Annotated in this window: 17 protein-coding genes; 10 read left to right on the top strand and 7 right to left on the bottom strand. The window is 51.0% G+C overall.

What is annotated here, in order from left to right; translation table 11 throughout:
- Positions 1 to 92 precede the first annotated feature (92 nt).
- The gene (locus JOD20_RS01480) at positions 93 to 2,234 is read right to left on the bottom strand and encodes an ATP-binding protein (RefSeq protein ID WP_204753572.1); all 2,142 of its coding nucleotides are present in this window, start codon (positions 2,232 to 2,234) and stop codon (positions 93 to 95) included.
- A 142-nt stretch (positions 2,235 to 2,376) separates the two neighbouring features.
- Here JOD20_RS01480 and JOD20_RS01475 point away from each other — a divergent pair, with 142 nt between their 5' ends.
- Together JOD20_RS01475 and JOD20_RS01470 are read left to right on the top strand one after the other, a co-directional pair.
- Entirely contained in the window at positions 2,377 to 2,844 is a 468-nt protein-coding gene (locus JOD20_RS01475; protein ID WP_204753571.1) for a peroxiredoxin, read from the top strand.
- A gap of 23 nt (positions 2,845 to 2,867) precedes the next feature.
- Complete coding sequence (locus JOD20_RS01470; RefSeq protein ID WP_204753570.1) at positions 2,868 to 3,335, top strand: peroxiredoxin; 468 nt, start codon at positions 2,868 to 2,870, stop codon at positions 3,333 to 3,335.
- Positions 3,336 to 3,568: 233 nt separating this feature from the next.
- Here the strand turns inward: JOD20_RS01470 and JOD20_RS01465 are convergent, their stop codons facing one another.
- The gene (locus JOD20_RS01465) at positions 3,569 to 4,195 is read right to left on the bottom strand and encodes a response regulator transcription factor (RefSeq protein ID WP_204753569.1); all 627 of its coding nucleotides are present in this window, start codon (positions 4,193 to 4,195) and stop codon (positions 3,569 to 3,571) included.
- Positions 4,196 to 4,424: 229 nt separating this feature from the next.
- Here JOD20_RS01465 and JOD20_RS01460 point away from each other — a divergent pair, with 229 nt between their 5' ends.
- The 8 genes from JOD20_RS01460 (at position 4,425) to JOD20_RS01425 (ending at position 13,581) form a co-directional block, all read left to right on the top strand.
- Positions 4,425 to 5,486, top strand: a complete 1,062-nt coding sequence (locus JOD20_RS01460) for a rod shape-determining protein (protein WP_012192298.1) — start codon at positions 4,425 to 4,427, stop codon at positions 5,484 to 5,486.
- A gap of 2 nt (positions 5,487 to 5,488) precedes the next feature.
- Positions 5,489 to 6,379 (top strand): rod shape-determining protein MreC, encoded by an 891-nt coding sequence (mreC, locus tag JOD20_RS01455; protein WP_204753568.1) that lies wholly within the window; start codon positions 5,489 to 5,491, stop codon positions 6,377 to 6,379.
- The gene (gene mreD, locus JOD20_RS01450; protein ID WP_204753567.1) at positions 6,355 to 6,864 is read left to right on the top strand and encodes a rod shape-determining protein MreD; all 510 of its coding nucleotides are present in this window, start codon (positions 6,355 to 6,357) and stop codon (positions 6,862 to 6,864) included. The genes mreC and mreD overlap by 25 nt, the downstream gene beginning before the upstream one ends.
- 23 nt (positions 6,865 to 6,887) lie before the next feature.
- Positions 6,888 to 9,140 (top strand): penicillin-binding transpeptidase domain-containing protein, encoded by a 2,253-nt coding sequence (locus JOD20_RS01445; protein ID WP_204753566.1) that lies wholly within the window; start codon positions 6,888 to 6,890, stop codon positions 9,138 to 9,140.
- Between the two features lie 11 nt (positions 9,141 to 9,151).
- Positions 9,152 to 9,931, top strand: a complete 780-nt coding sequence (locus tag JOD20_RS01440; protein WP_204753565.1) for a carbon-nitrogen family hydrolase — start codon at positions 9,152 to 9,154, stop codon at positions 9,929 to 9,931.
- Between the two features lie 628 nt (positions 9,932 to 10,559).
- On the top strand, positions 10,560 to 11,216 hold the full coding sequence (locus tag JOD20_RS01435; protein WP_054535680.1) for an ATP-dependent Clp protease proteolytic subunit: 657 nt from the start codon (positions 10,560 to 10,562) through the stop codon (positions 11,214 to 11,216).
- 64 nt (positions 11,217 to 11,280) lie between these two features.
- Positions 11,281 to 12,579, top strand: a complete 1,299-nt coding sequence (gene clpX / locus JOD20_RS01430) for an ATP-dependent Clp protease ATP-binding subunit ClpX (protein WP_054535953.1) — start codon at positions 11,281 to 11,283, stop codon at positions 12,577 to 12,579.
- Positions 12,580 to 12,723: 144 nt separating this feature from the next.
- Positions 12,724 to 13,581 carry an SDR family oxidoreductase gene (locus JOD20_RS01425; RefSeq protein ID WP_204753564.1) on the top strand — a complete coding sequence of 286 codons (858 nt, stop codon included), beginning with the start codon at positions 12,724 to 12,726 and terminating at the stop codon, positions 13,579 to 13,581.
- A 258-nt stretch (positions 13,582 to 13,839) separates the two neighbouring features.
- On the opposite strand, the gene JOD20_RS01420 is transcribed toward JOD20_RS01425, so the two are convergent.
- From JOD20_RS01420 to purU, 5 genes are all read right to left on the bottom strand, one after another.
- A complete protein-coding gene (locus tag JOD20_RS01420; RefSeq protein WP_204753563.1) occupies positions 13,840 to 14,517 on the bottom strand; it encodes a hypothetical protein in 678 nt (225 codons plus the stop codon).
- 182 nt (positions 14,518 to 14,699) lie between these two features.
- Positions 14,700 to 15,377 (bottom strand): hypothetical protein, encoded by a 678-nt coding sequence (locus JOD20_RS01415; RefSeq protein WP_204753562.1) that lies wholly within the window; start codon positions 15,375 to 15,377, stop codon positions 14,700 to 14,702.
- Positions 15,378 to 15,590: 213 nt separating this feature from the next.
- Positions 15,591 to 16,256, bottom strand: coding sequence for a hypothetical protein (locus JOD20_RS01410; RefSeq protein WP_204753561.1), 666 nt, complete (start codon positions 16,254 to 16,256; stop codon positions 15,591 to 15,593).
- Positions 16,257 to 16,338: 82 nt separating this feature from the next.
- A complete protein-coding gene (locus JOD20_RS01405) occupies positions 16,339 to 18,513 on the bottom strand; it encodes a fused MFS/spermidine synthase (RefSeq protein WP_204753560.1) in 2,175 nt (724 codons plus the stop codon).
- A 22-nt stretch (positions 18,514 to 18,535) separates the two neighbouring features.
- Positions 18,536 to 19,369, bottom strand: a complete 834-nt coding sequence (gene purU / locus JOD20_RS01400) for a formyltetrahydrofolate deformylase (protein WP_204753559.1) — start codon at positions 19,367 to 19,369, stop codon at positions 18,536 to 18,538.
- Positions 19,370 to 19,410: the final 41 nt, after the last annotated feature.

The raw sequence follows: 19,410 nt of genomic DNA, 5'->3' as shown, positions 1-19,410 counted from the left end.
TGTGGCTAAAAAATCGTTCTTCGTGCTCTTCGTGCTCTTCGTGGATCATTAACTCTTCCGATCCCCGACCCCCAACACCAGCTCCCCAACTCCTACTGATAACTTGCGGCCAAGTGGAGGCTGGCTTGGGCTGCGCCTGCAAAATCGCCCAATGCTTCGAAGGCTTGGCGGGCTGCATCAAAACTGGCGCGGGCTGCGAGCACATCGCCCTCCAAGACCCAGGCCCGACCAAGCCCAAGCATGCGCAGCGGCGTTGTTTCCAAGCTCAGTGCTCGTTGATAGAGCGTGACTGCTGCTTGGCCCGATGCCATAATCAAGGCATGATAGCCAGCCATTTCTGCGTAGCGCGCTGCTTCGTGGGCATTGCCCGCAGCTTCATAATGGCTGGCCAATTGCACCGCGACCAGTGGCAACATACCCGCATAACTGGCGGCCAAGGCTTCGGCAGCCCGCCGATGAAACACCTGGCGACGCGCCGGACTCAAATATTGCTGCCACACTTCAGCAATCAGCGGGTGGGCAATTTGATATTGGCCTGTTTGCTCGGCCAAAATGCCTTGCTGCAATAAGAGATCAAGCATATCGAGGGCTTGATCTTCGTTGCAATGACTGACTTGTTGCAACAATTCGAGCCTGCTGTTGATGCCCAAAATCATGGCGGCTGAGAGCAAGGCTTGGGCAGCATTCGGCAAACTGGTTAAGCGCAAGCCCAACACATCTGCCAGCGAGCTAGGAATTTGCTCGCTTGGGGCTTGTAATAATTCGTGCAAAAAGTAGGGATTGCCTCGGCTGCGCTGATAGAGTTGGGCACTGCGTTGCATATCGCCGCCATGTTGGCGCACCAATTGGGCGCTTTCGCTGGCGCTTAGCGGTTGCAACTCATGGCGTTGGGCGATGTGGTTGCGTTGCCAATGCCAAAGCAAGTTGGCCAATTCGCCTTGTACCTGATTGGCCCGATAGGTCAAAATAATCAGCACTGGCTTGGATTGCAAGCGTTCGGCGGCAAAGCCCAGCCAACCAAGCGAAAGTTCATCGGCCCAATGTGCATCGTCGAGCACCAACACCAAAGGCTGATCGGCAAACAGCAACAAAACTTGCAACATGGCCTCGAAAATTCGGCGGCGTTCTTCGGCTGGTGTGGCTGTGCTCAGTGGTGGCACGATCTCGCGTTGCTTAAAATCGGGAATCAAGCGCGCCAACTCGCTTTGCCAGTAGGGAGCTAATGGCGATTGTGCGCCAAACAGCCAATCAAGCAGCGCGGTTTGGTCGGTCCAAGCCAAGAATGGCGCAAATGGCAGCAATTGGGTAATTTCCAGCCCTCGCGCCACGATAACTTGATGCGCTTCGCGAATTTGACCCAGCCATGTTTGCCACAAGCTGGTTTTGCCAATTCCCAGCTCGCCGGTGAGCAGCACAACTTGGAGTTGTTGGTGCAAACTGGCTTGCCAAGCGCGATTCAACAATGCGTAATCACGCTCGCGGCCAATTAATGTGGCATTGTTGGTTGGGGCGGGTAAACGTGGTGGCTGAAGCGTTGCGCCCGTGGGCGGGCCAAGAATTTGCATGCGCAGCGCTTGGGTTGCCGCTGCTGGCTCCAAACCTAATTGTTGCTCAAGTTGATAATGGAAATTGGTGTAGTGTTGCAAGGCATTGGCCCGTTGATCGAGCGCCAAGCATGCTTGAATCGCCGCTTGGACAAATGGCTCATGCAGCGGATCGATCGTGAGGCCATGGCTGGCAAGTTGTAGTTTTTGCTGCCAATCGTCGCAGCGTTGCAACCCCTGTTCAAGCAATTGCAGATAGTGCTGATGCACCCGATTGCGCTCTTGCAGGAGCCATAATTCAAACTCCGGCGCATCGCGCAAATTCAGGCCATCGAGCAATGGGCCACGATAACAATTAAGTAGCGTTGTCAGATCAGGCTGATCGAATTGCCATAATGTTTGCAGATCGTTCCAGCCCTCGTTGCCCAAACTCAAACGATCATCGTGGCTGCGAATACAATCGTTGCCCAATTGTTGGCGCAACAGCCAGAGACAATTGCTTAGGTTTTTGCGCGCGGCGCTGCTGCTACTTTCGGCCCAGAGCAAGCCCAAAATGCGTTCGCGGGGCTGCAGCTGTGGTTGGCATGCCAAATAGGCCAACAACGCCACGGCCTTGGCATTGGTCAGATGAATCAATTGCTGGTTGTAGAAAATTTGCGGCAGGCCCAAAAAATAATAGCGTCGTTCCATCGCCCATTCCCAACCCAAAATCACCTAGCCAGCATTTTAAACCAAAATCGTGCCAATTGGGAATTAACTAAGGAAACCAAACGGGAAAGGAGCGTGCAATAATCGCCTGAGTGAATAGTGATTAATCGTGGAGCAACGCCCAATGACGACCGCAACCGCTGGCAAACTGCAAATTGGCGATCGCGCCCCAAACTTTCGGCTGCCCAACCAAACTGGCGCGATTGTCGATCTCAACGATTTGCTGGGCAAAAAGCATATTGTGCTCTTTTTCTATCCCAAAGATGATTCGCTGATTTGCGTGGCCGAAGTCTGTGCTTTTCGCGACCAATATGAAGTATTCAAGCAAGCAGGAGCCGAAGTGATTGGCGTAAGCAGCGATTCGGTCGAGTCGCACAAGCAATTTGCGACCAAACATCGCCTGCCGTTTACTTTGTTGAGTGATGGCGATAGCGCGGTGCGCAAAGCCTACGGCGCAACCACGCTGGGCATTTTTACTGGCCGCGTGACCTACATCATCGATCCGCAAGGCACGATTCAGCATATTTTTTCATCGCGCTTGAATGCCCAAAAACATATTGACGAATCGTTACGGATTTTGCAACAAGCCTAAATTTTAGTGAGGAGTTTTTTAAGATGGCGACTGCAACCACTGGCAAATTGAGCGTTGGCGATCAAGCCCCAGCTTTTAGCCTGCCCAACCAAGCTGGCCAAATGATTGATCTGCAAAGCCTGATTGGCAATAAGAAAATCGTGTTGTTTTTCTATCCCAAGGATCATTCTGCTGGCTGCGTGGCCGAAGTCTGTGCTTTTCGCGACCAATACGAGGTATTCAAGCAAGCAGGAGCCGAAGTAATTGGCATTAGCAGCGATTCGGTTGAGTCGCATGAGCAATTTGCCGCTAATCATCGACTACCATTTACCTTGTTGAGCGATCACGATGGCACGGTGCGCAAGCTGTATGGCGCAACGACCTTGGGCATTTTGGCAGGCCGCGTGACCTATATCATCGATCAAAAGGGCACGATTCAGCATATTTTCTCGTCGATGCTCAACGCTAACAAACATATCACCGAAGCCCTGCGCATCATCAACGAAGCCTAACCACGAAGGCTATAGGCTATAGGCTATAGGCTTTTGATCCACGAAGGACACGAAGAGCACGAAGGCGTTAAAATTTCGCGTTCTTCGTGCTCTTCGCGGTTTCAAGGATACGATTTTTAACCACGAAGGACACGAAGAGCACGAAGGCGTTAAAATTTCGCGTTCTTCGCGGTTTCATCCCTCATCCTTCATCCTTCATCCTTCATTTCTGCCTTTTGATTTCCTTCATCCTTTTACGTCAGGCTGATCAGTTTTTGGCGCACGGCGATGCTGACGGCCTCGGTGCGATTGGTTGCGCCAAGCTTGCCCAAGATATTTTGGACATGAACTTTGACCGTGCGTAGCGCAATATCAAGCTCTAGCGCAATCTCGCCATTGGAGCGACCCCGTCCCAACAAGTGCAGTACTTCCAACTCGCGTGGAGTTAACGATTCTGGCTGGGGATTGCTCACGCCAGCCACTAGTTTGGCAGCAATATCGGGGGCGAGGTGGGTGCTGCCCCGCGCCACCGCTTGAATTGCCGAAACCAACTCATCAGCAGAAGCATCTTTGAGCAAGTAGCCCTTGGCTCCTGCGCGCAAGGCCGCCCAAATAAACTCATCGGTGGCATAGGTTGTCAGCACCAGCACTTTGGCTTGGGGCCAGCGTTGGCACAGCTGACCAATCGCGGTTGGGCCATCCATCACGGGCATTTGCAAATCCATCAATACGACATCTGGTAGTTCTTGGGCATAAAGATTAATTGCTTCTTGGCCATTGGCAGCCTCGCCCACAATCGCAATGTTGGCTTCATCCTCCAAAACAGCAATCAAGCCCTCGCGAACAATCCGTTGATCTTCAACAATTGCAACTCGAATCATGGCAAAATCCTCGGCGATGGCGTTTTTAGCGCCGTACTATCAGCTAGCTATCAGCTTAACACGGGTCTCGCCCGATCTGATTATGCTATAATGGCGCGTATACGAGGGCCAAAAGCCCTTCTTTTTTGGATTAAATGCCCGCTTGCGGGGCTTGTGGCTCCGGCCTGCACCTTGACTTCCTGCCAACCATCCACGCGAGCGCTGCAGCAGAAAGATCATCGCACCATATATGTTTAGATCATTTTTTCGCTCATTTAGCCGCGATATTGGTATGGACTTAGGCACCGCCAATACTTTAGTCTATTTACGCGGCAAAGGCATTGTGATTTCCGAGCCATCAGTGGTGGCCATTGATAAACGCACGGGGATTCCCCAAGCTTTTGGCGCTGCGGCCAAAGCCATGGTCGGCAAAACCCCAGCCAATATTGTCGCAGTTCGTCCGCTCCGCGATGGCGTAATTGCCGATTTTGATGTTGTCGAAAAGATGATGAAATATTTTTTCGACCAAGCCCACAAACACGTTGGGGCAAGCATTGCTGGCCGCCCACGAGTTATTGTTGGCGTGCCTTCGGGCGTGACCGATGTGGAAAAACGCGCTGCCCGTGACGCTGCCATGAACGCTGGCGCACGCGAAGCCTATGTGATCGAAGAACCAATGGCCGCCGCAGTTGGCGCAGGCTTACCTGTGACCGAACCAACTGGCTCGATGGTGGTCGATATTGGTGGCGGCACAACCGAAGTTGCCGTGATCTCGCTGGGCGGGATTGTGATTAACCACTCGTTGCGCACCGCTGGCGACGAAATCGACGAAGCCGTAATTGCCTTTGCCCGCCGCGAATATAACTTGCTGATTGGCGAGCGCATGGCCGAAAAAGCCAAAATTGCCGCTGGCTCAGCCTACCCACTCGAAGAAGAAATTAAAGTTACCTTGCGGGGCCGCGATTTGCTAACTGGCTTGCCCAAAGCTATTGAAATTAGCAGCATTGAGTTGCGCGAAGGCATCGCTGGCCCAGTTGCCAATATCGTTTCCGAAGTGCGCACCGCCCTGGAAGAAACCCCGCCAGAGTTGGTCGCTGACATTATGGAGCACGGCATTACCTTGGCTGGTGGCGGCTCGATGTTGCGCGGCTTAGACCGCCGGATTGCCGCTGAAACCAAAATGCCAGTTCACATCGCCGAAGATCCGCTTTCGTGCGTGGCTCGTGGCACAGGCAAGATGATCGAAGAATTTGATAAATACCGTGACACGATTCGGCGTTCGCAAGAATCGCGTCGCATCAAACGCGGCTAGCCATGTTAAATCGTTCAGGCAATGCCCAACGCGCCACCAAGCTGATTATTTGGCTGGCTTGTATTGTGGTTGTGCTGCTGTTGCTCGATCAACAGGGCATTTTGAATCCGGTTACGGCGAGCACTGCCCGCTTTTTGACTCCCGTTACCCGAACGTTGACGAATATTCGTTTAGCAATTAGCGATACCTTTGGCGGCATTTTCGGTTCGTCGCAGGCAGCCCAAGATTTGGCCGCCATGCAACAACGAGTCACCGAGCTTGAAAACGAAAATCTGCAATTGCGCAGCGCCGCCGCCGAAAACGCAACCTTGCGCCGAACCGCAGGCATGCGCGAACGCTATGGCTGGCGCACGGTGATTGGCAATGTGGTCAGTCGCTCCGCCGATGCTGGCAATCGTTTAATTAGCATTGATCGTGGCTCTGCCGATGGCTTGGCCGTGGGCATGCCAGTCGTCTCGCACGTCAACGGTAGCCCCGATGCGCTGATTGGCTTGGTCGATACGGTGAGCCAACATAACGCTACGGTCTTGCTGATTACTGATTCACGCTCGGTGATTAGCGGCCAAGTGCTAGCCCAAGTTGCCAACGAACAAGAAGGCGGCAGCATCAGCCAACCAATGGGCGATGTGCTTGGACAATGGCAGCTTGGCTCACGCCTGATTATGCGCCATATCGATCGCGACGCAAAATTTAAGGTTGGCGACGATGTGTTGACCGCTGGCATTAGCAAAGCCCTAGCCTTTGATGCGCCTGCAGCGCGGATTCCGCCTGATGTGCCAATTGGCCGCGTGAGTGCGATTCGCCCCGACGGCCACGGCCAACAAGCCGATATTGAACCATATTTTGATCCTGATGTGGTGCGGACTGTATGGATTATCGTCGGCGAAGATTAAGCGAGCGGCTGCGTGGGCAGCTTTGGTTGGCGGCTATTGTTGGCTTAACTGTAATCATTCAGACAACCCTTTTACCAACCGTGTTCAATGCCCACTTGAATTTGGTGTTATTGGCGGTGGTTTGTTGGACGTTGCTGGCTGATGTCTCCAAGGGCGCGGCAATCGCCATGTATGGCGGCTTGTTGATCGATGTGGTTGGCTATTCGCCCTTTGGCAGCCATGCCTTGGCTTTGTTGCTGGTTGCTTGGCTGTGTAGCCTTGCCGCCGAGCGCTTTCCGCCCGATACATGGCCAACTTCGCTGTTGCTCACAATCGGCGCAACGCCGCTGTATCATTTGATTACCCAAATGTTTCGCGGTGGCACTGACGATTGGTTGAGCTGGGCGATTGTGGTGCTTGTGCCAGCCATGATTATCAACGCGATTGGGGTTTTGCCGACGTTTCTTGTTTTGCAATGGTGGAACGAACGGCAAATTCGCCACTAAACTTATCAGCAAGGAGAACCCTTATGCGCGGTCGCTTGATCGGCTTACGGGTCGTGAGCTTAATTATATTCATTGCCTTGCTCGCCCGTTTGCAGCAATTGCAATTTGGCAGCAGCGCCGCAACCTCACGGGCTTCAATTGAGCAAAATATTACTCGCCACGATTATATTGCGCCGCAACGAGGCGAGATTTTTGCCAGCGATGGCACAACCTTGCTCGCGGCTTCGGTTCCAACCTCGCTCTTAGGCATTCAAGCAGAATCGCTGCCGCGCAAACGTGCCGACCGCAACGCTGTCTATATGCGGCTGAGCATGCTGTTGCCGTTCAGCGATACCTTCACGCTCTCGCCAACCACCAAAATGCAGGAAGATCCTGCTTTGGCAGCGGCGGTGTATGGCATTTCGCCAATTTTGCCCGCCGATACAAGCTTTGCACCGCATCAATCGATTACGGTGACTGTGCCAATGGGCAAGGCCTTGACTGCGTTGCAACTCAGCAAAGCCTATACCGATGTGATTACCTTGCAGCCAGGCGTGGAAAAAGCCCTTGCCAAAGCCAATTTGCCATCGTATTTGGTTGTGCCGGTGGCCAAAAATATTCCTAATGATGTAGCGTTGGCAATTCGCGAAAATGCGCTGGCCTTGCCTGGCGTGCGGGTTGTCGATGGTTTCCAGCGCGATTATCCGCTGAGTGCCGAAACCAAATCGCTTTCGCATTTATTGGGCTATATGATTCGGATTAACGATAAGCAACTGGCGCGTTATAATCCTCTGAATGATGCAGATGGCCCGCGCCAATACTTGGAAAGCGATTTGATTGGGGTTGATGGGATCGAAAATTATTACGAATCAACCTTGCGCGGCAAACTTGGCACCAATCAAATCTCGGTCGATGTCTGGGATCGGATTGTCGGCGAGCCAAAGGTGTTGCAACCAATGGAAGATGGCAAGAATCTGATTTTGAATATCGATATGGATTTGCAACGTGATAGCGAGCAGATTTTGCAAAAATGGCTCGATATTGCCGACCAACGCCGCGTGCGCTTAGCCAATACGCCGGGCAAAGATCAAGTTAAATATGCCTCATACGATCGCATCAACAAAGGTGTGATTATGGTGATGGATGTGAATACTGGCGCTGTGCTGGCCTCGGTCAGCTTGCCAGCCTACGATAACAATGCCTTCAATCGCGGCGAGGTCGAAGAAATTACCGATTTATTTACCGATGAAGAAAACACGCCCTTGTTGCATCGGGCGATTGCTGGTAAATATCCACCTGGCTCGACTTTCAAGCAATTTACTGCTGCCGCAGCCTTGGATAGCGACATTATCAACCCCGATTCGCGGATTCAAGACCCTGGCTTTTTGCTGGTGCGCAACGAATATAACGAAGCGCTGACCAACCAATATCCCAACTCCAACCGCCGCGCCAATGGCTTGATCAATGTTTCCGATGCTTTGAAAGTTTCGTCGAACGTGTTTTTCAACACCGTTGCTGGCGGGACTGATTACGTAACCAACCTCAAGCCCAACGATCCCCAAATTAAAGGCGGCTTGGGGATTGATCGCTTATACGAAACGGTTTCAGGCGAATTTGGCTTCGATAAATTGACTGGTATCGACCTGCCAGGCGAAGATTCGGGGATTATTCCCAATAAAGAGTGGAAGAAGCAGCGTCGCGAACGCTGGGGCGTTGGCGATACCTATATCGCGGCGATTGGCCAAGGTGATGTGCAAGTTACGCCATTGCAATTGCTGCGTGCGACCGTCGCAACCGCCAATCGCGGCACGGTTTATCAACCGCAAGTGGTCAAAGCAATTACCGATTTGAACCGCACCGATACAATTACGCTTACACCAGTGATTGAACACACAATTAATCTGGCACCTGAGCATTGGGCCGTGATTCGCGAAGGCATGCGCCGCTCGGTGCGTGATTCTGATGCCTATAATCGGATTGCCAATAGCAACAACAAACCAGCAGGCGCGATTCTCGCCGATCTTGATCGGCTGGATTTGGCGGGCAAAACCGGAACCGCCGAATATGCAGAAGGACCATATTTGCGTTCGCACTCGTGGTTTGTCGGCTTTGCGCCATTCGATAATCCCAAAGTTGCAATTTTGGCCATGCTCGAAGGCACTGGCGATTTAGGCGACGGTTCGGGGACCCTGGCCTTGCCAGCGGTGGTTGATGTGCTGCGCGCCTATAACGGCGAAGGCTTCCCCGATATTAATGGCAACATGCCTGCGCCTGCTGCTGGTAGCACTGGCCAATAAAGGAAACAGCGATGCAATTATCAGTTGCGCTTGGTCAAATTGATCTTGTTTTGGGCGATCGCGCAGCCAATTTGGCAACTGTGCGCAAACTTGCCGCCCAAGCCGAACTGGCTGGCGCAGATTTGCTTGTGCTGCCAGAATTATGGGGCACTGGCTACATGCTGGAGCAAGCCCACGAATTGAGCGATCCGCTGGGCAAGGGTTTGTTTGAAGAAGTGGCGGTTTTGGCAGCGCGCCATCATCTGGCAATTGTTGGCTCGCTGCTCGAACGCGCTGGCGAGCACGTTTATAACACCGCCACGTTGTATGATGCGCAGGGCAAACGCCTACAGCACTATCGCAAAACCCACCTAATTGGCCTGATGAACGAAGATCAATACTTGGGTGCTGGCCAGCAAGCAGAGGTTGTGCAAACTGCATGGGGCACAAGCGCCTGCGCCATTTGCTACGATTTGCGCTTTCCCGAGTTGTTTCGGCGCTATGCTTTGGCGGGCGCAGAAGTGATTATTATTCCCGCCGAATGGCCGACAGCCAGAATTGATCATTGGCGTACCTTACTACGAGCGCGAGCGATCGAAAACCAATCGGTAGTGATTGCCTGCAATCGGGTTGGCAGCGACCGCGCTAACCAGTTTGGCGGCGCTTCGATGCTGATTGATCCGTGGGGCACTGTGCTGGTCGAGGGCGATGATCAAGCTGGCTTGCTGACCGCGACGGTTGATCTGGACACTGTTACCAAAGCCCGCAACTTCCTGCCAGTTTTCCGCGATCGGCGGGTTGATCTGTATTAATTGGGGGTCAGGGATCAGGGGCTAGGGTTTGGTTTTGATCCACGAAGGGCACGAAGATGAGGCTATGGGCTATGGGCTATGGGCTATGGGCTTTTGGCCCACCAAACGTCCGCTAGCCGATAACTGTACTGGTTCATTGGATTGACAACCAGCGGCATGCCCTCACCCCCCAGCCCCCTCGCCCACGAAAACGCGGGCGAGGGGGAGCACCCATTTTCACCACGCCGTGCGGCAGAACCACAGGATTAAAGCCCCTCGCCCGCTCCGTGGGAGAGGGGTTGGGGTGAGGGGATCAAGCCATGGTCAACCTAATGAACCAGTATATCTATGCTCTTTGTTCTTTGTTCTTTCAGCCTACAGCCATATGTTCTCTGTTCTTTTTGCCTTCTGCCTTCTGCCTTTTGACTTTTGACTTCATCCCTCATCCCTCATCCTTTCAAACGCTGGTTGCGTAGTTGCGCTGAATGGTGGATAATCAACCAGCAGAATGCTGGCAGTGAACAAGTGTTGGAATCGTGTTAATATTGCGCTGCAATCGAACGGCCCTCTGCCATACGCGAGGTTTTTCGGGTAGACTAGAAGCATCGACCGAAGTGCGCCGACGCGCACCGTTGCAAGGAGGCTTGCTATGTCCTGGTTTCAATGGCTCTCACCTGCTCACGACATTGTGGCAGCGAAATCGCCCTCGATGGTTGTTCCCTACGTTGTAGAAACGAGCAGCCGCGGCGAACGAGTTTATGACATCTACTCCCGTTTGCTCAAAGAGCGGATCATCATTCTCGGTACGCCGATTGATTCGCAAATTGCGAATGTGTTGGTAGCTCAATTATTGTTCTTGCAACACGATGATCCCGATCGCGATATTTCGATCTATATCAACAGCCCCGGCGGCGAAGTGAACGCTGGCCTTGCAATTTACGATACGATGCAAATGGTTTCGCCCGATATTGCGACCTGGTGTGTTGGTTTTGCTGGCAGTATGGCTACCCCAGTGCTTGCTGGCGGCACCAAAGGCAAACGCTACTCGTTGCCCAACTCCACCATCCACATGCACCCAGCAGGTGGTGGCGCTCGTGGTTATGCGCCTGATGTCGAAATTCAAATTAAAGAGTTGTTGCGCCTGCAAAACATTGTGCGTGGCTTGCTATCGAAGGATACCGGCCAGCCAATCGAACGCATTGCCCGCGACTTCGACCGTGACTTGTTTATGACACCAGAACAAGCAAAAGAATATGGTATCATTGACGAAATTACGACCCACATCGAAGCTGGGCAACAAGATTAATTGAGCAACAAGGATGATGACGCGAGCAGCGTGGCTCGCGTCGTCACCAATGGGAGCAATTCCAATGGCGCATTCCGCCTTTATGCCACCGACCTATTACTGCTCGTTTTGCGGGCGGAGCCAAGATGAAGTCGATCGCTTGGTCACAGGTCCGGGGGCATTGTTTATTTGCAACGAGTGCATTGAGTTATTAAGCGCAATTATCGCCAATGAGGAGCGGAAAGATGCTCCGAATACCCCAACCCTACCACCAACTTTGCCAATTCCCCACGCCATTCGCGACCATCTCGATGAGTACGTGATTGGCCAAGATCGGGCCAAAAAGGTGATGGCGGTGGCGGTTTACAACCACTACAAGCGGTTGCGTGCCCAAGCTCAAGGCGATACCGATGTCGAAATTCAAAAAAGTAACATTCTTTTAGTCGGCCCAACTGGCTCGGGCAAAACCTTGCTAGCCCAAACGCTGGCACGCATGCTCGATGTGCCATTTGCCATCGCCGATGCCACTGCGCTCACCGAGGCTGGCTATGTTGGCGAGGATGTCGAGACGATTCTGTTGCGCTTGATTCAGGCCGCCGATGGCGATGTTGAGCGGGCGCAGATGGGCATTTTGTATATCGACGAAATCGATAAGATTGCCCGTAAAGCCGATAATCCTTCGATTACCCGCGATGTTTCTGGCGAGGGCGTGCAACAAGCCTTGCTGAAAATTCTCGAAGGTGGCGTGGTGAATGTGCCGCCAATGCCTGGCCGCAAACACCCGCAACAAGAATTTATTCCCTTTGATACTACCAATGTGCTGTTTATCTGCGGTGGCGCTTTCGAGGGCTTAGAGCACCACATTGCCCAACGCTTGGGCAGTGCTGGAACCTTGGGCTTTGGCAAAACCATCGTCAAAGAAGAACGCATCGAACGTTCAAAGAAATTGCTCTCGTTGGTCAATCCCGACGATTTGCTACACTTTGGCTTTATTCCTGAGTTTATCGGACGGATGCCAGTCGTTGCCGCGCTCACGCCACTCGATAAAGCTGCCATGCTGCGGATTTTGACCGAGCCACGCAACGCAATTATCAAGCAATATCAAAAAATGCTGGCGCTTGATCACGTGCAGCTCGAAGTTAGCAGCGATGCCATGGAAGCGATTGTCGAACGCGCCTTGGCTGGCAAAACTGGCGCACGTGGTTTGCGCACCGCCGTCGAGGAAATTCTGCTCGATGTGATGTTTGACTTGCCTTCGGAAACCGATGTTGTGCGCTGTGTGATCACCGCCGAAACCGTGCGTGATGGCGCAATGCCAACCTTGATTCGCCGCACAAGCACCCGCAGCCGCGCTGGCAAGCAACCAACAACTAAGGCTAGCTAAATTGCGTTTTGTTGGATCGATGCCTCGTTCTTTAGCAAGAACGAGGCATTTTGTTTTAGCATTTGTTGCCGTGGCTTGACACACTGCGTAAATCGCGGCATCCTGCTAGTAGCACACGAACTATGTGGCTTTTATGGAGGTTCTATGAAGGGTAAAGTTTGTTTGGTCACTGGGGCAACTGGTGGCATCGGCAAGGTGACGGCCTTAGAACTCGCTCGCCAAGGCGCGACGGTGGTGATTATTGGGCGGCATCCATTGCGCACCGAAGGCGTTACCGAGATGATCAAACGCGAAACGGGCAACCCCAATGTTAGCTATATTCTGGCCGATTTATCCAAGCAGGCCGAGGTGCGCCGCGCTGCCCAAGAATTTCTCAGCCAGCACGATCAATTGCATATTTTGGTCAACAATGCTGGGGCTTTTTACAGCGCCCGCCAAGAAAGCGCCGATGGGATTGAATTGACCATGGCGCTCAATCATTTGGCCTACTTTCTGCTGACCGATTTGTTGCTGGATACGATCAAAGCCAGTGCTCCTGCCCGTATCATCAATGTTTCCTCCGAGGCCCATCGCATGGGCACGATGGATTTCAACGATCTCGAAGGTAAGCGCAAATGGAGCGGTTGGCGCATGTATGGTCGTTCCAAATTGGCCAATATTCTGTTTACCAAAGAGCTAGCGCGCCGCTTGGCTGGCACTGATGTTACAGTCAACTGCTTGCATCCTGGCGTGGTTTCGACAGGCTTTGCCGCAAACAATGGCGTTTTTGGGGTTGTGATGCGCAAGTTGATGGATCTTGGCTCGATCAGCGCCGAAAAAGGTGCTGAAACGACCTTGTATCTCGCCACCTCGCCCGAAGTTGAGCATGTCACGGGCTTGTATTTCGACAAAAAGAAACCCCGCGAATCTAGCCCAATTTCCAACGATCAAGCCGCTGCCGAAAAGCTCTGGCAATGGAGCGAGCAAAAAATTCAGCAAACCAGCAGCCAACAAGCAGCCTAAAAAAGTATGAAGGATGAGGGATGAGGGATGAGAGTTGGAGAAGTCAAAAGTCAGAAGTCAAAAATCAAAAAGCTTGTTTAACCGCGAAGAACGCGAAGGGCACGAAGAAATCTTTTTAATCAGGCTCTTGTCTAAAGGCTGCGGGAGTACAAAAAATCAATCCCGAAAATCTGTGCTCATCTGTGGCAAAAAAACATCCTTTGCGTGCTTCGCGCCCTTCGCGGTTTCGGCCTTCGTGCCCTTCGTGTCCTTCGTGGATCAAAATGATTGCTGGGCCTCAAGCTGATCGGCGAGCGTATCGCTAAACTCATACCAATCCCACCAATTCAGATAGCTTGTATCCCACGGCTTGCCATGATAGCGCGTCAAGAGTGCATGTAATTCATCGCCAAGCGCCCGAATCGCCGTCACATCGGCGTGGACGATGGCTTCCGCTAATCGACCTGACCATGGTCGGTCGGGATTTTCACGCTTGGGTAATGCAGCAATCTTCGCATCATAGATCAAGGCTTGCGCTGCATCCCCTTCCATCAATGCGGCTAAGGCCAAGAGGTCCCAATAAAATTCGACATAGACAGACCACTCAATCCAAACTGGGGACTCTTCGAGTTCTCGTATTTTCACGATACATGCACGCATTGACGCTTTATCACCAGTCAGTCGATACAAATTTGCGGCATAAAACCAATCTCCGGCATGCTTAAATAACGACGAAGATGAACGTGGATTGATCGTGCTTACCCGTTGCTGGGCGACTAAAAGGGCTGCCTGCCGAAGATACTCCGTCGCCCGTTCATCACGCAGGTAATAGTAACAGCGCCCAATTTCCTCCCAATCGTCCCAACCTAATTCATAGCCATGGCTTTTTTTTATTTCGATTTGGCTAAACCCCTCGTGTAGCCGTTTTTGCAAGGCCTTCGCTTTTGGCAGCAGCATTGCCAGCCCCTTTCCTTTCTCAAGTGCACCGACTTTGTGTTGAGTTGAACCCAGCGGCGCAGAGGAATGATGGCTACAGGCTGTTGGCTATGGGCTATCGGAAGTTTGGTGAGCCAATAGCCAATAGCCTATAGCCTTACCTTCGCGCTCTTCGCGGTTTCGGCCTTCGTGCTCTTCGTGGATTAAAATGATTGTTGGGTCTCAAGCTGATCGGCGAGTGTATCGGTAAACTCATACCAATCCCAGAGATTGAGGTAGGTCGTATCCCACGGTTTGCCATGATAGCGAATTAACAAGCCATGCAACTCACTGCCAATTGCCCGAATCGCTGGCGTATCAGCGTGGACGATGGCTTCCGCTAATCGCCCCGACCATGGTCGGTCGGGATTTTCACGCTCGGGTAATGCAGCAATTTTGGCATCATAGATCAAGGCTTGCGCTGCATCCCCTTCCATCAATGCGGCTAAGGCCAAGAGGTCCCAATAAAATTCGACATAGACAGACCACTCAATCCAAACTGGGGACTCTTCGAGTTCTCGTATTTTCACGATACATGCACGCATTGACGCTTTATCACCAGTCAGTCGATACAAATTTGCGGCATAAAACCAATCTCCGGCATGCTTAAATAACGACGAAGATGAACGTGGATTGATCGTGCTTACCCGTTGCTGGGCGACTAAAAGGGCTGCCTGCTGAAGATACTCCGTCGCCCGTTCATCACGCAGGTAATAGTAACAGCGCCCAAGCGCTTCCCAATCTTCCCAACCTAATTCATAGCCATGGCTTTTTTTTATTTCGATTTGGCTAAACCCCTCGTGTAGCCGTTTTTGCAAGGCCTTCGCTTTTGGCAGCAGCATTGCCAGCCCCTTTCCTTTCTCAAGTGCACCGACTTTGTGTTGAGTTGAACCCAGCGGCGCAGAGGAATGATGGCTACAGGCTGTTGGCTATGGGCTATCGGAAGTTTGGTGAGCCAATAGCCAATAGCCTAGAGCCTTGTTCTTCGTGTCCTTCGTGTCCTTCGCGGTTTCGGCCTGCGTGCCCTTCGTGCGCTTCGTGGATCAAAATGATTGCTAGGCCTCAAGCTGATCGGCGAGTGTATCGGTAAACTCATACCAATCCCAGAGATTGAGGTAGGTCGTATCCCACGGTTTGCCATGATAGCGAATTAACAAGCCATGCAACTCACTGCCAAGCGCCCGAATCGCTGGCGCATCAGCGTGGACGATGGCTTCCGCTAATCGACCTGACCATGGGCGATCGGGATTTTCACGCTCGGGTAATGCAGCAATTTTGGCATCATAGATCAGCGCTTGGGCTGCATCCCCTTCCATCAACGCGGCTAAGGCCAACAGATCCCAATAGAATTCGACATAGACAGACCACTCAATCCAAACTGGGGACTCTTCGAGTTCTCGTATTTTCACGATACATGCATGCATTGATGCTTGATCGCCAATGAGTCGATACAAATTTGCCGCATAAAACCAATCTCCGGCATTTTCAAATAAGGACGAAGACGAATGTGGATCAATCGTGCCTACCCGTTGCTGGGCGACTAAGAGGGCTGCTTGCCGAAGATACTCGGTCGCTCGTTCATCACGCAAGTAGTAATAACAGCGCCCAATTTCCTCCCAATCGTCCCAACCTAATTCATAGCCATGGCTTTTTTTAATTTCGATTCGGCTAAATCGCTCAGCAAGGCGTTTTTGCAAGGCTTTCGCTTTTGGCAGCAGCATCGCCAGCTCCTTTCTCTTCTTTATCGCTGAATACTTCTTGGTTGAAATTCTGACCCCTAACCGCTAAATGCTGGCCCCTCGCTTACTGCCAAGCATACAAAGTGGTAATAATGCTCGAATAATCATCAGTCCACAAGCGATCGTTGGGCTGATTTTGCAAGCTGCGCCATTGATGTTGATCGATAAATTGTTGATAGAAGGCTTGATTTTTGGTAAAAATCACCCATTTGGTGCTGTTATTGCCGTGTTCAAGCACATCCTCATCGGTATTGTATTCGTGGACCAACGCCAATAACCCTAATTTTTCGGCTAGGTCGTGCAACACTGGCTCTAAATTGAGATAGCGATTCGAAATGTGAAAGGCAATAATTCCATCAGGCTTCAATTTGCTTAGATATAGTTCCAGCGCCTCGACGGTTACTAAGTGGGTGGGAATCGCATCTGAGCTATAGGCATCCATAATCAACACATCAAAGGGCTTGGTTTCGGCTGCCAGCGAGATTCGAGCATCGCCAACCACGACGGGAGCTTGTGGCGTACATTGGCTGAGGTAGCTGAAATATTGCGGATTTTCAGCGATTTCAATCACCACCGGATCAATTTCAAAATATTTCCAGCTATCTTGCGCTTGAGCATAACAGGCGGCTGCTCCACTGCCTAAGCCCACTACCCCAACATTTTTTGGCGTTGTTTGTTGATTGGCAACTTGGAAAATCTCGTTGAGCGGGCCATTCAGGCTGTAGTAGGTCAGCGGGCGTTTACTTAATGCTGGATCAAGAAATTGCATTCCGTGCAAAGTCGTGCCATGCATCAAAATATTAAAGCGATCGTTGACTTCCAGAATCCGGTTGACACCGAAAAAGCTGCGTTCTTGATAGACTAAAGTTGATCGGGTAAAGCCAATCAGCGAAACAACCATGAAAAAACCACCAATGCTTAAGCCAAATGAGACAGGATTGCGCGATTGGCTATAGGCAAGCAGCATCGTTAGTGAGAATAAAATTCCGTAGCCAATTGTATCCTCTTCGTAATTAAACGCTTTGAGCAATAGTACCAACCCAATGCTGAGCACAATCATCAAGCCAGGTTTATACAACGATTGCAGCCATTCTTGGCGATTGGTTGGCTTGGGTTTACGCCATGGGGCAAGCATTAATCCCAAACACAGCATTAATGGATATTCCCAAACTGAATTAAAAATCAATGGTGCGATTAATCCATTGAAAATCCCACCAATCACGCCCCCCAATGACATCAATAGATAGAATTCAGTTAACTTCTGTGGCTCAGGTCGATCATCGGCCAATTGTTGATGCAATACCATCGTGACAACAAACAGGCTTGCCAAATGCAAAATTAATAACAGTAAAATTGGACTATTTGCCCCAGTAATAATCGTCAAAATAACCAACAGCACTAAAATTGGCATTAACCAAACCAACCCTTGTTTAGGAATCAACACTTTATTGGCAAAAACAAAAATAAACGTCAACAAATATAATGCCAAGGGAATAACCCATAGCAACGGCATCGCCACAATATCGGTGGTAATGTAGGTTGTAACGCTTACCAATAAACTCGAAGGCACTGCCGACCATGCGATCCACTTGAGTCTGCGTTGCCACGTAATTGAGCTGCGGGCTTGGCTGGTTGTGCTTGAAACAACCTGCGGCGCACGTTGCCAAACTCGAATGCCACAGCCAATAAACAGCAACACCAACAGCACATAGCCCCAGCGCCAACCATCGCTTTGCAAGCGTAGGCTGGTGTTTGGCTCGATAATTAATGGATAGGCCAACAGCGCCAACATACTGCCAACATTACTCATTGCATAGAGCACATAGGGGTTGCGATTTTGCTCGCTGCTGCCAAACCACGCTTGCAACAATGGGCTGCTAGCCGAAACCACAAAAAACGGTAAACCTAAAGCAACTGCAAATAAACTCAATAGCCATGCAATTGGAAAATCGGTTGTCGGTGCTTGCCAACCAACAGGAATTGCAATTGGCAAAACTAATAATGGAGTTAACAAAAGCCCGCAGTGAATTAATACTTGCTGCCGTGGTTTAACATATTTCGTCAGCAGGTGCGAATAACCGTAGCCTAGCAATAACATTGTTTGATAAAATACTAGCGCCGTATTCCAAACCGACGGCGCACCACCAAGCAATGGTAAAGCCATGCGTGCAAACATTGGTTGGATCACAAATAATAAGCTAGCGCTAGTAAAAATTGTTAACGCAAATAGTAACGGCATAGATTACTCCTGCTGAGGATAGTTAATCAAAAATGACCGTGCGATTGCCGCTTAAAAAAACTCGTTCGCTCAATACCAAATCGAGAGCTTTGGCCAAAACATGTTTTTCAATCTCACGCCCAGCTTGAACGATTTCATCAACACTATGGCTATGATCAATTGGCATAACCTGTTGTGCGATAATTGGCCCTTGATCAAGCTCATCGGTGACAAAATGCGCGGTTGCGCCAATAATTTTCACGCCCCGCTCAAAAGCTTGCCGATAGGGATTTGCGCCGATGAACGCTGGCAAAAATGAATGATGAATATTGATAATGCGCTGTGGAAATTGGGCTACAAACTGCGGCGAAAGCACTCGCATATATTTTGCCAGCACTAAATAATCTGGTTGCGCTGCCTGAATGACTTCGAGCAGGGCTTGTTCATGTGCTTCGCGACTCGATGATCGATGTGACAAATAATGAAATGGCAGATCGAAACGCTGCACTAATTGGCCAAGTTGCGCATGATTGGCAATTACGCCTAAAATTTCTGCTTTGAGTTCAGAAAATGCATGCCGAATAAGTAAATCGCCTAAACAATGATGTTCTTTGGTGGCTAGAATAAGAATTCGTGGCTTGTGTGCGCGTGCAAAGCGAATATATGCATTAATTGGCAAGAGTGTTTGCAGTTCAGCTAAGACTGTGCTTTGATCAAGTGTGCCTTGATATTCAGTCCGCATAAAAAAGCGTTGCCGCTGATGGTCAACAAACTCTTGATTGCTAATAATATTTACGCCATGGCGATACAGTACACCAGTAATCTGATGAACTAAGCCAATCTGATCGTTGCATTCAATCAATAACGCTTGGGGCATTGCTTGCTCCAACCCACCGCTTGAGCCGATCGCTCAGCTCA

Origin of the sequence: Herpetosiphon giganteus (genome assembly GCF_016907925.1) — a bacterium.
GTDB lineage: Bacteria > Chloroflexota > Chloroflexia > Chloroflexales > Herpetosiphonaceae > Herpetosiphon > Herpetosiphon giganteus.
This window is presented reverse-complemented; position numbering and strand designations above follow the sequence as displayed.

Coding starts and splice junctions, on each gene's coding strand:
- JOD20_RS01470 (WP_204753570.1), top strand. CDS start 2,868: ATGGCGACTGCAACCACTGGCAAATTGAGCGTTGGCGATCAAGCCCCA.
- JOD20_RS01445 (WP_204753566.1), top strand. CDS start 6,888: ATGCGCGGTCGCTTGATCGGCTTACGGGTCGTGAGCTTAATTATATTC.
- purU (WP_204753559.1), bottom strand. CDS start 19,369: ATGCCCCAAGCGTTATTGATTGAATGCAACGATCAGATTGGCTTAGTT.
- JOD20_RS01465 (WP_204753569.1), bottom strand. CDS start 4,195: ATGATTCGAGTTGCAATTGTTGAAGATCAACGGATTGTTCGCGAGGGC.
- JOD20_RS01425 (WP_204753564.1), top strand. CDS start 12,724: ATGAAGGGTAAAGTTTGTTTGGTCACTGGGGCAACTGGTGGCATCGGC.
- JOD20_RS01435 (WP_054535680.1), top strand. CDS start 10,560: ATGTCCTGGTTTCAATGGCTCTCACCTGCTCACGACATTGTGGCAGCG.
- JOD20_RS01440 (WP_204753565.1), top strand. CDS start 9,152: ATGCAATTATCAGTTGCGCTTGGTCAAATTGATCTTGTTTTGGGCGAT.
- clpX (WP_054535953.1), top strand. CDS start 11,281: ATGGCGCATTCCGCCTTTATGCCACCGACCTATTACTGCTCGTTTTGC.
- JOD20_RS01460 (WP_012192298.1), top strand. CDS start 4,425: ATGTTTAGATCATTTTTTCGCTCATTTAGCCGCGATATTGGTATGGAC.
- JOD20_RS01480 (WP_204753572.1), bottom strand. CDS start 2,234: ATGGAACGACGCTATTATTTTTTGGGCCTGCCGCAAATTTTCTACAAC.
- JOD20_RS01475 (WP_204753571.1), top strand. CDS start 2,377: ATGACGACCGCAACCGCTGGCAAACTGCAAATTGGCGATCGCGCCCCA.
- JOD20_RS01420 (WP_204753563.1), bottom strand. CDS start 14,517: ATGCTGCTGCCAAAAGCGAAGGCCTTGCAAAAACGGCTACACGAGGGG.
- JOD20_RS01415 (WP_204753562.1), bottom strand. CDS start 15,377: ATGCTGCTGCCAAAAGCGAAGGCCTTGCAAAAACGGCTACACGAGGGG.
- JOD20_RS01410 (WP_204753561.1), bottom strand. CDS start 16,256: ATGCTGCTGCCAAAAGCGAAAGCCTTGCAAAAACGCCTTGCTGAGCGA.
- JOD20_RS01405 (WP_204753560.1), bottom strand. CDS start 18,513: ATGCCGTTACTATTTGCGTTAACAATTTTTACTAGCGCTAGCTTATTA.
- mreD (WP_204753567.1), top strand. CDS start 6,355: ATGGATTATCGTCGGCGAAGATTAAGCGAGCGGCTGCGTGGGCAGCTT.
- mreC (WP_204753568.1), top strand. CDS start 5,489: ATGTTAAATCGTTCAGGCAATGCCCAACGCGCCACCAAGCTGATTATT.